General features: G+C 70.0%; 14 protein-coding genes and 1 tRNA gene. 9 read left to right on the top strand and 6 right to left on the bottom strand.

Annotation, left to right across the window (positions count from 1 at the left end):
• Window positions 1–70 precede the first annotated feature (70 nt).
• On the top strand, window positions 71–355 hold the full coding sequence (locus PJ985_RS08475; RefSeq protein ID WP_271682980.1) for a hypothetical protein: 285 nt from the start codon (window positions 71–73) through the stop codon (window positions 353–355).
• Between the two features lie 264 nt (window positions 356–619).
• Here PJ985_RS08475 and PJ985_RS08480 read toward each other — a convergent pair whose 3' ends face one another.
• Window positions 620–1594 carry a hypothetical protein gene (locus PJ985_RS08480; protein WP_271682981.1) on the bottom strand — a complete coding sequence of 325 codons (975 nt, stop codon included), beginning with the start codon at window positions 1592–1594 and terminating at the stop codon, window positions 620–622.
• 591 nt (window positions 1595–2185) lie between these two features.
• On the opposite strand from PJ985_RS08480, the gene PJ985_RS08485 reads away from it, so the two are divergent.
• The 5 genes from PJ985_RS08485 to PJ985_RS08505 all read left to right on the top strand — a co-directional run bounded on the left by PJ985_RS08485 (window position 2186) and on the right by PJ985_RS08505 (window position 6605).
• Window positions 2186–2338: a hypothetical protein gene (locus PJ985_RS08485; protein ID WP_271682982.1), complete on the top strand. Its 153-nt coding sequence runs from the start codon at window positions 2186–2188 to the stop codon at window positions 2336–2338.
• 103 nt (window positions 2339–2441) lie between these two features.
• Window positions 2442–3701, top strand: a complete 1260-nt coding sequence (locus PJ985_RS08490) for a hypothetical protein (protein WP_271682983.1) — start codon at window positions 2442–2444, stop codon at window positions 3699–3701.
• A gap of 34 nt (window positions 3702–3735) precedes the next feature.
• Complete coding sequence (locus tag PJ985_RS08495) at window positions 3736–4014, top strand: hypothetical protein (protein ID WP_271682984.1); 279 nt, start codon at window positions 3736–3738, stop codon at window positions 4012–4014.
• A 105-nt stretch (window positions 4015–4119) separates the two neighbouring features.
• Window positions 4120–5265, top strand: a complete 1146-nt coding sequence (locus tag PJ985_RS08500; RefSeq protein ID WP_271682985.1) for a hypothetical protein — start codon at window positions 4120–4122, stop codon at window positions 5263–5265.
• A complete protein-coding gene (locus tag PJ985_RS08505; protein WP_271682986.1) occupies window positions 5262–6605 on the top strand; it encodes an MFS transporter in 1344 nt (447 codons plus the stop codon). The genes PJ985_RS08500 and PJ985_RS08505 overlap by 4 nt, the downstream gene beginning before the upstream one ends.
• On the opposite strand, the gene PJ985_RS08510 is transcribed toward PJ985_RS08505, so the two are convergent.
• The 5 genes from PJ985_RS08510 to PJ985_RS08530 form a co-directional block, all read right to left on the bottom strand.
• Entirely contained in the window at window positions 6514–7224 is a 711-nt protein-coding gene (locus tag PJ985_RS08510) for a UDP-N-acetylglucosamine--N-acetylmuramyl-(pentapeptide) pyrophosphoryl-undecaprenol N-acetylglucosamine transferase (RefSeq protein ID WP_271682987.1), read from the bottom strand. The two genes, PJ985_RS08505 and PJ985_RS08510, sit on opposite strands and share 92 nt — an antisense overlap.
• Window positions 7225–7452: 228 nt before the next feature.
• Window positions 7453–7866: a PIN domain-containing protein gene (locus tag PJ985_RS08515; protein WP_271682988.1), complete on the bottom strand. Its 414-nt coding sequence runs from the start codon at window positions 7864–7866 to the stop codon at window positions 7453–7455.
• Window positions 7867–7959: 93 nt separating this feature from the next.
• Window positions 7960–8550 carry a sortase domain-containing protein gene (locus PJ985_RS08520; RefSeq protein WP_271682989.1) on the bottom strand — a complete coding sequence of 197 codons (591 nt, stop codon included), beginning with the start codon at window positions 8548–8550 and terminating at the stop codon, window positions 7960–7962.
• Window positions 8551–8613: 63 nt separating this feature from the next.
• Window positions 8614–9393 (bottom strand): hypothetical protein, encoded by a 780-nt coding sequence (locus PJ985_RS08525; protein ID WP_271682990.1) that lies wholly within the window; start codon window positions 9391–9393, stop codon window positions 8614–8616.
• A gap of 387 nt (window positions 9394–9780) precedes the next feature.
• Window positions 9781–9852, bottom strand: a tRNA-Arg gene (locus PJ985_RS08530).
• 150 nt (window positions 9853–10002) lie between these two features.
• Between PJ985_RS08530 and PJ985_RS08535 the strand changes: the two genes are divergently transcribed.
• The 3 genes from PJ985_RS08535 to lysA all read left to right on the top strand — a co-directional run bounded on the left by PJ985_RS08535 (window position 10003) and on the right by lysA (window position 12787).
• On the top strand, window positions 10003–10431 hold the full coding sequence (locus PJ985_RS08535) for a response regulator (RefSeq protein ID WP_271682991.1): 429 nt from the start codon (window positions 10003–10005) through the stop codon (window positions 10429–10431).
• Window positions 10428–11219, top strand: coding sequence for a DALR anticodon-binding domain-containing protein (locus PJ985_RS08540; RefSeq protein ID WP_271682992.1), 792 nt, complete (start codon window positions 10428–10430; stop codon window positions 11217–11219). The genes PJ985_RS08535 and PJ985_RS08540 overlap by 4 nt, the downstream gene beginning before the upstream one ends.
• Before the next feature lie 176 nt (window positions 11220–11395).
• Window positions 11396–12787 carry a diaminopimelate decarboxylase gene (lysA, locus tag PJ985_RS08545; protein WP_271682993.1) on the top strand — a complete coding sequence of 464 codons (1392 nt, stop codon included), beginning with the start codon at window positions 11396–11398 and terminating at the stop codon, window positions 12785–12787.
• The last annotated feature ends 8 nt before the right edge of the window (window positions 12788–12795 follow it).

The following is a 12795-nucleotide window of genomic DNA, read 5'->3' on the forward strand; positions in this document are numbered from 1 at the left end:
CGCTCGTGTGCCGGATCGGGGCCGTAGGTATGGGACAGGTGTATCTCGGCGAGTCCGCCACCAGGCCGCTGTGAAGGTGATCAAGCCTTCGGTCCTCGACGAGGACACCCGGGTCCGCTTCCTTTCCGAAGTGGACAGCCTGCGCACCGTGTACGGGCCGTTCGTCGCGGCCTTCGTGGGGGCGGACGCGGACGCTGATCAGCCGTGGCTGGCGGTGGAGTACGTCCCCGGGCCGGATCTGCGCACCCTGGTCACCGGGCACGGCCCGCTCCCGCTCGCCGAGACCGGCCAGCCTCGGTGCCCTGCTGGCGGAGGGTCTCGGCACGGTGCACGAGGCGGGGCTGCGGCACCGTGACCTGAAGCCGCGGAACATCCTGCTGGCCCCGTACGGTCCCAAGCTGATCGACTTCGGTCTCGCCGTGCTCGCGGAGCTCGTACCGCCCACCGAAAGTGCACGTACGCTGACGCAACGTACGCGGAGCATTGCTGGTGCCACGTCCCGGATTCCCCGCCGGATTGGCTTGCGCGTTGCCGCGACGGTGGTCATCCACTGCTTGGTGTGTATGGTCTGGCCAACGAGCGACAGGGGCGGACAAGCGGTTGGTTGGCGAGGGTGGAGCTACAGCCACCCTCGCCTCGTGGCGTTCACGCCGGCCTGGAATCTGCTGGAGGCGTCCAGCCTTCCCATCAGGGTCGACATCATCCGACGCACGGTCCGCAGGGAGACGCCGAGCTTGCGGCCGGCCGCCTCGTCCGTGTCTCCAGCGGCGACGAATCCCAGGAGGGCGCGCTCCATCGGCGTGCACTCGTGGTTGTCGGACTGTGGCCGTTCGCCGAAACAAGTCCCCTCGGACCAGGACTGCTCGAAGAATGCGCAGAGGGCGGCCAAAATGCCGGGGCTGTGGATCTCCAGGGCGCCGCTGCGGGGGTCGGCCGGGGAGAGGGGGAGAATCGCCACGCGACGGTCGATGACGATCATCTGGATGGGAATTGTTGGCAGCGTGCGCATCTGGCCGCCGTGTTCGGTGAGCCAACGGGCGTAGGCAAGGGTGTCTGGGTCGTTGCGGAAGCTCTCCCTGCACAACGCGCGAATGATGACACCTCGGCGTAGTGCCTCCTCGTTGAGCGGGGCGGCTGCGCTGCGGGCGTCGGGCCGGTGAGCTCCACCGGGGTTGAGAGACAGGCATTCGAACTCGGTGGCGTGCTGCAGCTCTTCGAGCCGGGCACGCACCGCGTCCAGGCCCTGGAGCCTGATGGCGTTGTCGGAGGACTGGGTACCGCGATGCTCGGCAGCGATGGCGGCGATCTCCGCGCGCGTCTTCTTCAGCTGTGCCTGACGTTCCGCGAGTGTGGCTTCCGCCGAAGCCAGAAGGGTGGCCAAGCCGACTTCCGGGCTGACCGGCCGGAGCCTTCCCCCGTACTGGTCGGAAGGCTTGACCAGTAACAGGGCGGCCAGTTCATCGAGGCAGTCGCGGATTTCCGACTCCGACAGGCCCGTGTCCTCGGCCAAGGCGAGCACACCGTGATCGGGTTGCTGCAGTGTCGCCCGATAGACGGCCTCCGCCTGAGCCGAGAGTCCGAGAAGCTGTAGCACCTGGTCCCCCTTGGTCCGAACTATAGGCAGTCAAGACTTACCCCGGGAAGGGTCCTGAACAAGCGTGGGAAGAGCCGACAAGGGCCGGGGTGGCGCCAAGTGGCCAGGCACCAAGGTGCTGGTCGTCTGCTGGTGACATCGCCTCATCTCTCGGACAGGCTTAACCCATCGAGCGCCACACATAGAGAACAAGGTGGACTCGAAAAACTACCGTCAAGTCCCCCGATTGAAGGGTGAAGTCTGCTATGGCTCGGATCGCCGCTCTGCTGCTCGCTTCCGCTGTTCTCGTCGCCGGCGCAATAACTACCAGCGCTGTCGCCCACAGTGTGTCGGAACCCCGAGGAGTGGCGGACGGCGACGGGTACGGATGGGGCACGCCCCCGGACGGAGCCGGCCTCCCTTGGCACGTCTGACATCCGGCGGGGGCCAAGTCGCTGACCGCCACCTGACACGATGCATATGATCACCATGCGGCTGATTGGTCCGAACCTACCACCCGCTGCCTCGGAAGATCTCAGGGAACTGATCTCCGCCCACTTCGCTCCCGCAGACCGCGTCGAGCATCTATGGGTACGAGCTCTTCCCGGCCAGATGGACCTCGTTCTCTTCATCCTCGCCGAATGCGAGGCCGAGGCGTTCCTCGCCGCTCACGCCGTCTGCCTGCGTGCTCTGCGGCGGAATCCCCGGCTCGTCGGCTGGCGCCTGCGGGACGCCTCCGGCGGCGAAGGCCACTCCTTTCCGTGACCAGAAGACGCGCCGGTTCCGTACCCGCGCGGCCTGGAATGAACGCCCACCCGTGGCCTGCGCGGCGGTCCACCACGCGAATGGCAACCGAGAGGAAACCACCATGCTCAAAACCGCTGACGCAGAGCCGGCCGCGGAGCTGGAACGCACCACCACCCGCCGCCACATCGGGACCTTCGAGGTCCCCGACGAGGTCACCTCCATGGAGTTCTCCCTGCCGGGGACGAGGCTGGAGACCACGAACGTGAGCGAAAGCGACGGCACGAACGGCGTCGTCCGGGTGACCCGCATCTCGAACGGACCGGGCATCACCGACTACGTCACTCACGAGAAGGACTTCGCCTACTCCGCCTACGGCATCCACGTAGGCCAGGACGACCGGCTCACCTTCTTCGGCGACGGCCAGCGCATCACCGTGCACCTGATCGACTGCCGCGAGGAATCGCCCCAGCTCGGCGACGAGATCACCATCGAGATGGCCGTCTCGCCCTACCGGGTTCTGATCATCCCCAAGGGCATCGCCCACACCCTCGACGGCCTGGGCGGAGTCGTCACCCGCGACGAACCGGTCTGGTACGCCGACCAGAACCCCGACTGGGAACCGGACAACGACCTCATCTCCTTCCTGCGCTCCTCGCAGCAGGCTCCCGTGGTGCGCACCAACCGCCACGAGCTGCCGACCGCCGCCCACCTGTTGCTGTCCCGGATGTCCCAGCAGACCAACGCGCAGGACCAGGGCGCCTACGCCGCCCGATACCGGGTCTCCATCGGCGGCAGCACCACCTACGCGACACTCAGGCCCACGTGGCGGGCCGCCGAGACAGGGGACGACGTCCACCCGTGGGCCTCCCGCAACAACTTCGTGCTGACGGGCCCGGAGTCCTTCACCGTCGTGCCCTCCACCGACAGCTGCACCTCGGATGTCCTCGAAGTGGACCTGGACGGCAGTCGGACCGAGGACGGCCCCGACGCCCGTGTCGCCGGCCGGTTCGTCCGCCACGAGTACTCCCGCCGCCGTCTCACCTGGCTGGCGGGCAGCACGGACGCGCAGATCGAGGTGGTGACCGCGGAGGGCGAACGCTCCGTGATCCGCCTCGGCGACCCCACCATCGGGGTCCGCGTCCCCCCTGGTACCTGGTACCGGCTGACCGGAACCGGCCGTGTCTGGCTTCGCTCCGAGATGGAACTCCTGGACCTCCAGCCCTGGGCCCTGGAACACCCTCTCGGCCGCGACGTCACCACCGCCGACCCGTTCGAAGCCGACGCCAGCAGGCTCGAGCAGGACAGCGACCGCTACCTGCCCGGACCGGCTCTCCACGCGCTGGCGCGCATGGAAGCCAAGGCAATATCGCTCACCCGCTGAAACCCGTTGCAGAACCCACGAAAGGAATTACCTCATGTCGATCACCAGTGTCGAGACCGCCGCCTGGAAGACCGAGCTCGCCGCCCTGTCCGGTGACGTCACGGACCCCGCCGCCCGCGCTGCCCTGGAGAGCCTGAGCTCCGCGCTGGAGCCCTACTTCGAGACCCCGGAGTACTTCCGCAGCATCCTCGGCAAGATCGCCTCGATGATGATCGACGCCGACACGGAGGAGCAGATCACCTCGCGCTCCTTCGGTGATCTGGCGGAGTTCAAGGCCGCCCTCCCGGAGGGCGTCGTCGTCACCACCGTCTGAACACCGCGGTAGTCGACGGGGGGCGGGTGCACCGGTCCGGTGCACCCGCCCCCGGCACCACCGACCCCTTCGGATCCCAGCACTGCTGAGAGAGGAACGCCGCCCATGTCCGCCCTCCCCAAGCCGCACCTGATCATGACCAAGACTCGCACGATGGGTGAGGACTCCGGCCTCCCGGGAGCGCGGCACATCCGGTCCTCCCGCAACGACCGGCCTTACCACTACATGGTGCACAGCCCGCACTTCGCGTATGAGGAGTACGCGGTGCACCTCGGTCAGTACGACCGGCTCTCCTTCTACGGCCCGGCGGGCGCCGAACCCGTCACCGTGCACATGTACGACTGCCGGGCGGACTCGCCGGAGTACGACCGGAAGCTGGAGATCGACGTCCCGGCCGACGGATCGTGCGTACTGGCCGTCCCGCCGGGTTACGCCCACTGGTTCGAGCGGCTCGGCACCGTGACCACCCGCAACGACTACTCCCTCCACGCGCCGCAGGACCCCGCCTCGCAGTGGTCCCCGCTCGACGACAACGCCACTTACTCCGTCGCCGACATGGACCGCGCGCGCCCCCGGACCGTCGCCAACGACGTCGAGCTGCCGACGGCGGCCCAGTTCCTGATCTCCAAGATGGTGTCCCGCAGCTGGCTCGGCGGTGCGACCGAGCAGGGCGTCATCGCCTCCGCCGATATCGGCGGCGAGCTCCACCGCTACTTCATCGACCGGGACCTCGCAGGGCAGCAGCCCGTCCTGCCCGCGTCGGAACTCGCCACCGTCACCGCCGCGGTCGGCTCCTACCAGTCCATCCGCGACGACTCGTACGGCATCGGCTCCAATGTCGAGAACGGGCTAGCCGACACCATGGTTCACGACGTTTCGGCATCCTGGCCGCAGTACTATAGCGCCCATCCCCATCTCACGCTGAAGCTGTCCCCGTTGCTGTACGACAATCCTGAGATGGAACTCGAACTCATCGACCGCCGCGCGGACTCTCCCACCTTCGGGGCCGGCCACATCCTCCCCTTCCCACAGGACTCGCGGGTCGTCCTGACGATCGAACCGGGTGTGCTGATGCGGGCCCGGGGCAGTGGGACGCTCCACTACCGGGTGGAGTACGAGGTCCACGACTCCCGCGGCGCGAGCCTGCCCGAACTCTTCGTCCCGGTGCCCGCCGACGGATCACTGCCGACCTTCGACGCGCCGGGTGCCGCTCTCGCGGGCAACGTCGTCCGAGAGCTGGCCTACCAGTGACGGCGACCACGCAGGAGCCGAGCACCGGCCGCCGCACCGCGCTCCTCACGGCCCCACGCTGGCTGATGCTGCTGCTCGCGGTCTTCGTGGTGCTCGTCATGTCCCGTTCCATGAGCGAGGGCATCTACGACATCGCGTTCGTCAACCTGGCCCTGGACCTCTCCGGCCTGGTCAGCACAGTCGGCCTGGTGTACTGCGTGGGCTACGGCGTGGAGGTCGTCGCCTCCGTCGTGGCCGGCCCCCTGCTGGACCGGGGCAATCCGAAGACCGTCCTGGTCGTGGCCTACCTCGTCAAGATCGGCCTTTTCGTCCTCATCGGTTTCGGTTCCACGTTCCTCTCGTCCCACCTGTGGGCGATCGTCGTCGCGGCGGCCACGGTGGACCTCGTCCATCACATCGGGGAGATGGCCCTGTTCGTGCTCCTGCCGCGGATCCTCGACGCCAAGACCCTCGTCCGGGTTCAGGGCATCGGGGCAAGCGTCCGCGCGGCCGCCGAAGTGCTCTCCCCGGTCGTCGCGGGCCTGGTCATCGTCCTGCTTCCCGGTTCTCGGGCCCTTCTCGTCGCCGCCGGCCTTCAGGTCCTCGCCCTGGCCGTCTTCGTCGGCTTCATCGCCGTCGTGGCCCGGCAGCCGGGATCCGCGCACCTGAAGACCGTCCACGAGCAGGGATCCGGTGCCACGAACGGCGAGGAGGAACCCGCCCCTCTCCCGTCCCGCCGCGCAGTGGCGAGGACTATCGTCTCCAGCCCGGCCTGGCGCCGCTTCCTCATCTTCCACGCCCTGACCGTGCTTGCCCTTTCGACGGTCATCCTCTCCCTTCTGCCCCTCATGAGGGCGACCTTCGACATGTCACCGGCCCACGCCGGCTCCTTCCTGGCGTTCTCCACCATCGGAGCCTTCATCGGCGGCCTCGTCGTCGCCAAGGCCGGCCCGGAGAGCATCTACTCAAGCCTGCGCTGGGCCACCGCTCTCGCGGGTGCCGGTACCCTGACGGCGGCACTGTTCGGTGGGACGCAGTGGATCCTCGCGACCGCCCTCGTCCTCTTCGGTCTCGGCTTCACCGTGTACCTCAGGTCAGCCGGACTCCTCGTCCAGCTCCGCGCCCCCGCCGCCCTGCTCGGCACCTGGCACGGGCTCCTCGACGCCGTCGTCCGCGTTGTCAGCGCCGGGGCAATCCTCGCCACCGGTTTCCTCTTCGACGGCTTCGGAGGACGGCCGGTCTACCTCGTCCTCGGCGCGCTCCTCCTGCTCACCGCGGCCCTCTGGTCCGCCTTCGGCACCCAGGACCAGCAGAACCTCGGCTCAACCCCCCTGCACCCCGCACCCGGCCCCGCCCCGTAAGGACCATCAACAGCAGCAAGGCGGTCGTCAGCTGTGCGGCGGCATCGGGGCGCCCGAGGGAGCGCGCCTGGCCTGCCATGTGGGTACGCCGTTCCGGGGAGGCGATGACCGGTTCCCGTGCGGCGCGGAGCCGTTCGGCTGTGGCGTTCTCCTTGACCAGGGCGAAGGCCGTGCCGGATCGTTCCAGGTGCTGGGCGTTGTGGGTCTGTTCGTTTCCGGCGGAGGAGGCGAGCGGAATGAGGATGGAGGGATTGCCCAGGGCGGTGAGTTCGGCGAGGGTGCCGGCGCCGCTGCGGGAGATGACGATGTCGGCAAGGGCAAGGGCAAGGGCGAGGACATCGGGGAGTTCGGGGCCGATGAAGTCGCTGACCCAGTACCGGGCGCGCAGTTCCGGGGAGAGGGTGTCTGCGTGCCGGCGGCCCTGTTCGAGGGAGGCCGCGCCGCACTGGTGGAGCACGTTGGCGCTCTGGAGGAGCCAGGGCACCTGATCCCATGTCAGGGACTTGAGGACGGTGGCGGGGACGTCCTTGACGGTGTCGATCAGCGCGTCGCATACGGCCTCGGCGCTCTTGCCGGCGGGCAAGGGGACGGGCAGGAAGAAGCGGCTGGTGCGCTCCACGAGGGTGCTTGAATTCCAGGGGTCCTTGCAACACCGCCGGATTCTTGGGTGGTGAGTAGATCACGGAGGCGGGCGCTTCCTACAAGGCCGACCGGTATCAGTGCCACCATCGCGAGTCAGCGCATATAACGCCCGCGTTCCGCCCATTGCCGGCAGGGTGTCGACGAGCCGCACGAGCTTTGCGGTCGGCGGAGCGCTCGCCACGACCCTGCGCCGCTGATCTTGCGGTCAGACTTTGATGACGGTGACCTGTCCTCCGCACAGCGTGGTGAGGTCGTCGGAGTCGGAAGTGAGGACTGTGACCGGGCCGGGCGCCGCCAGGGCCGTGACGGCGAGCATGGCGTCGATGGCGTGTCTGTGGCCGTGCAGGCCGGCGTCGGCGAGGAGAGCTGCGGCGTGCTGGGCGAGGTGTGCGGTGACGGGTTCGATGATGAGGCGGGAAAGGGTCCACTCCAGGGCAGCGTGGTTGATGCGGGGGTGCAACACCTCGACGAGGGTGGCGGCGCTGGTGATGACGCGCAGGTCATCGGCGCGGGCCAGGGCAAGCCAGGCGGTCACCTCGCGGTCGCGCAGGACGGCCTTGGACAGTCCTTCGCTGTCCAGGAGGAGGGTGCCGCCGGGGGTGGCGGTGGGGCGGGTCATGCGGCGCGGGCCCCAGCGGTGTTCTGTTGGGCGCGGGCGCGGTGGAGTTTGTCGCGCTTGGCCTGGCTGTCCCGTCAGCGCATGCGGCGTCTGTCAGTCCGTGTGCGGGGAGGCGGTGATCACCAGATTGGACCGGTAGGAGCGGGTGGACTTGTCCCATTCCGCGCAGGTCAGAATGGTCAGCCGCGGATCTGCCGTGAGCGCGTACACCTCCTCGGAAGGAAAGCCGTCGGCCGGCCACACCCGCACCGAGCGCACCGTGAAGTGGACGGATCTGCCGTCACGCCGGGTGATCTCGATGAGGTCGCCAGGCTCGACCGCGTGGAGGCGGTAGAAGGCGGCCGGGCCGACTGCGGAATCCACATGCCCGGCCAGAATGGCGTTCCCGTTGGCTCCAGGCGTGGGGGAATCGGCGTACCACGCGGCCTGGTCGGCGTCCCGGGGCATCGCGACCGACCCGTTCGGGGCGAGGCCGACGGCCTCGATCCGGGTGTCCAGCCCGATGGCCCTGATGCTGAGGCGGTCGGGTGGCGCGGCGGGCAGCCGCGGCGTTCCGGGGACGAATGGCGGCGCGGTCGTCGCGGCCGTGTCGCGTACCGGTGGCGGCAGCCCGCGCGGAGCATCTGTCGTGACGAGGCTGGACGCGAGAACCGCGCCGCCGGCGAACAGACCGGCGGTGGCCACCGCGGTACGCAAGCTTCCGCGGTGGCCACCGGGCCGGCTGGGCGGCACGAGGGGTTCAGCCCGTCACTGCTGGACGCTGCTGCGCCGACGCAGGTAGAAGGCACCGGCCAGCATGGCTAGCAGACCGGTGCCGATACCGGCCGCCGCCACACCATCGGTCTGCGTGCCGCCGAGGCCACCGGCCACCGAGCCCAGCGGAGCTGCCTTGAGCGCGCCGCACAGGGCGGGGTTGGTCGCCTCCGCGGGGAGGGAGGGGTCGAGCTCGCTCGCTCCCAGCACGTCGTCGTACACGCCGTTGCCGTTGTAGTCGATGCCGTGGACCACGACGACACCGGTACCGGCGCGCAGGCTCTTCTCGGCTTCCTTGCTGAGCTCCACGGTCCGGTGGTAGTTGATCTGAGAGCCCGAGGGGAACCGGTCGATGGCCAGCCCGGAGTCCGGGCTCGTGTCACCGCTGGTGGTCAGCGAGGTGCCGATGCCGCCGTAGAACGGTGCCCCGTCCAGGACGTTCATGAAGACGTTGCCGTTCCGCTCCTTGGCCGCGGACTCCGGCGGGCACTGGCCCTTGGCCGCGATGTGGAAGTGCATGGCGTGCGGAGCATCGACCAGCCCGCGGGCCTTGATGGTCACCTCCGCGTACCTGCCGTTGAGCTTCACGTGTGCCGTACCGGAACCGGTGACGCGGTTGGTCGGGACGGGGTCCAGGCTGGCCTGGAGGATGAGCTCCTCGGCTTTTTCCTTCTGGGTGTCCGCGGCGCTGGCGGCGGGTGCGAGGACGATGACGGGCGCGGTGGCTATCAGCGCCGCCAGGGCAGTCGTCAGGTTTTTGCCGAGCACATGCATGTCACGCTCCACAGTTGGAGTCAGGGCGCCGCTCGCTGCGGGCCTCGTGACGATCCTGCGCACTCTCCGGCGACGGCGCGCGTGGGGCGACGCGTTCAGGTGACGGCGCGACAGCGCAGCCCGCCGCGGGGTGCCTTTCGCGGGCTGCGTTGCCGGGGGTGCCCGTCAGGGCCGCGGCAGAACGACGGACAGGTCCGTGATGTCTTTCACTGAGGAACGCGCCGACCTGCTCGGCACCAGGCCGTCTACTGCGACGATGGCGGCATCGCTGCCATTGCCTGAGGCACGACCGGACGTGCACACGGTGGCGTTGGCCGTTGTCGTGTTGATGCACAGACAAGGCACTGGCCCGCGTTTCCGCGGTTCAGCGCCTGTTTTTCGCGTGTGTGCCCCCGGCAGGACTCGAACCTGCGCACACGGCTCCGGAGGCCGATGCTCTATCCGCTGAGCTACGGGGGCGTTGTCGCTGCGTGGCTGCGGCGACGGGAAGAACTTTACCAGCTGGGAAGAGGTGTCCCGTACCGGGTTCCGGGGCGGCGGTTACTGCCCGGTAGTCGGATCTGGTGAAGCACCGGACGCGGGGCGGGGGGCCCGCCTACCCTGGAGTACGTGTCAGGGACGTTGGGCCGGGTGCTCGTCGTGGACGACAGCCCGGCCATCCGGCAGCTGATCAGGGTCATCCTCGAGATGGACGGTTTCGAGGTCGTGACCGCTGCTGACGGTGCCGAGTGCCTGGAGGCCGTGCAGTGGTACCGGCCCGATGTGATCACCCTCGACCGGGCCATGCCGCGGCTGGACGGGCCGAGCACGGCCCGGCGGCTCCGCCGCGATCCGCTCACCCGAAACATTCCGCTGGTCCTGGTCAGCGCCGCTCCCGGGCAACCGGTCGGGGTGGACGCCGTGGTGCTCAAGCCCTTCGAGCCGGCAGAGCTCGTACGGCTGGTCGCCCGGCTGCGCCGGTCCGGCAGTCAGTACCCCGTCCGGCTGGCGAAACCACCGGCGGGCTGCCCGCCGCTCTCTCGTACGCTTGCTCCGTGACTCCTGCCCAGCTCTCCGAGGCCGTGCTGCACACCGTGCGGTGCGCTGTCCGCAGCGGTGAGCTCGAGGTGACCGTGCCGGACGGGGCGCAGCTGCGCCGTCCGCCGCACGGTGAGGGGCACTGGGCCACCGGGATCGCGCTGCGGCTGGCCGGCCCCGCCGGGCGTCCCGCCCGGGATGTGGCGGCGGTGCTGCGGAACCGGCTCCTCGGCACGGAGGGGGTCAGCGCGGTGGAGATCTCCGGGCCCGGCTTCCTCACCTTCCGGCTCGACGGGACGGCGGGCGCCGCCGTGGTCCGGGAGATCGCCCGGGGGCCCGAGCCGGCCTCTCGGCCCGAGGACCCGGCCCGGGACGCCGCGCGCTGGGCGGCGGCCGGCGGGCCCGGCGACGGTGGCGCTCTGCTCGTGCAGCGGGAGAGCAACCCGCTCTTCCGGGTGCGGTACGCCCACGCCAGGGGGCGCGCGCTGCTGCGCGGCGGCCGGGCGCTCGGGATACCGGCGGAGGCCGGGGAATCCGCGCGCTACGGACACGCCGCCGAGGAGGAGCTGCTGGGGCTGCTGGCCGAGCGGGAGCGGTACGCCGCCGGCCCGGCGGCCCGGGCGGCCCGCTATCTGGTGGCGGTCGCCGATGCCTTCACCGAGGTCCGGGAGGTGCGTCCCGCGCTGCCCAGCGGGGACGAGAAACCCGGGGCCGCGCACCGCGCGCGGCTGGCCCTTGCGCAGGCCACCACGACGGTGCTCGCCGGCGGCCTCCACCGCTTGGGCATCAGCGCCCCCGGCCATCTGTAGCGGGTCGCGGGCTGTGGTCCGGGACTTTCCGCCGCCCCGCGGCACGTTCCCGTACCGGGGCCCGCAGCGCCGGGGCCGGTGCGGGTGCGGTGCCGGCCCACCGTCGCGCCCCTGCCCCTGCACCTCCGAGTACGTCAGACGTTGCGTCAGCTTTTCCGGAAGAGAGCCACCAGATCATGAGCCGTTCCGCACACCCCGCCGGGCCCCGGCACGCCGATGTGCTGCCCGAGGGCCACTACACGGGCCCGCCCGCCGATCTCAACGCCCTGGACCCGCGGGTCTGGGCCCGTACCGTCTCCCGCGAGCCGGAGGGGGCGGTGACGGTGGGCGGGCTGGACGTCCGGGCGCTCGCCGAGGAGCACGGCACCCCTGCCTACATCCTGGACGAGGCCGACTTCCGGGCCCGCTGCCGTGCCTGGCAGGAGGCGTTCGGGGCGGAGGCGGACGTCTACTACGCGGGGAAGGCCTTCCTGTCGCGCGCCGTCGTGCGCTGGCTGGACGAGGAGGGGATGAACCTCGATGTGTGCTCCGGCGGTGAGCTCGCCACCGCGCTGAGCGCCGGGATGCCCGCCGAGCGCATCGCCCTGCACGGCAACAACAAGTCGCTCGCCGAGATCGAGCGGGCGGTGGAGACCGGCGTCGGGCGGATCGTCGTCGACTCCTTTCAGGAGATCGAGCGGGTCGCGGCGACCGCCCGGCGGCTGGGCCGCCGTCAGCGGGTGCAGATCCGGGTGACGGTCGGCGTCGAGGCGCACACCCACGAGTTCATCGCGACCGCGCACGAGGACCAGAAGTTCGGGCTCGCCCTGGCCGACGGGGTGGCCGCCGAGGCGGTGCGGCGGACGCTGCACCACGACAGCCTGGAGCTCACCGGGATCCACTCCCACATCGGTTCGCAGATTTTCGACATGGCGGGCTTCGAGGTCTCCGCCCGCCGGGTCGTCAAGCTGCTGACCGAGGTGTGGAAGGAGCACGGCATCGAGCTGCCGGAGATCGACCTCGGTGGCGGCCTCGGCATCGCCTACACCTCCGAGGACGACCCCCGGGAGCCGCACGAGATCGCCAAGGCCCTGGGCGACATCGTCGCCCGGGAGTGCGCGAGCGCGGGGATCGCGGCGCCCCGGCTGTCGGTGGAGCCCGGCCGGGCGATCGTGGGGCCCACCGCCTTCACGCTCTACGAGGTGGGCACCATCAAGTCGCTCGAAGGGCTGCGCACCTATGTGAGCGTGGACGGCGGGATGTCGGACAACATCCGCACCGCGCTCTACGACGCGGAGTACTCCGTGGCCCTGGTGTCCCGGTCCTCGCAGGCCCCTCCGATGCTCGCCCGGGTGGTCGGCAAGCACTGCGAGAGCGGGGACATCGTGGTGCGGGACGCCTACCTGCCCGCGGACGTGGCCCCCGGCGACCTGCTGGCGGTCCCGGCCACCGGCGCGTACTGCCGTTCCATGGCCAGCAACTACAACCATGTGCCGCGCCCGCCGGTGGTGGCGGTGAACAGCGGGACCTCCCGGGTGATCGTCCGCCGGGAGACCGAGGAGGACCTGCTGCGGCTCGACGTCGGCTGACGACGGCC

It is taken from the genome of Streptomyces sp. ACA25, assembly GCF_028200735.1.
In the GTDB taxonomy this organism is placed as follows: Bacteria; Actinomycetota; Actinomycetes; order Streptomycetales; family Streptomycetaceae; genus Streptomyces.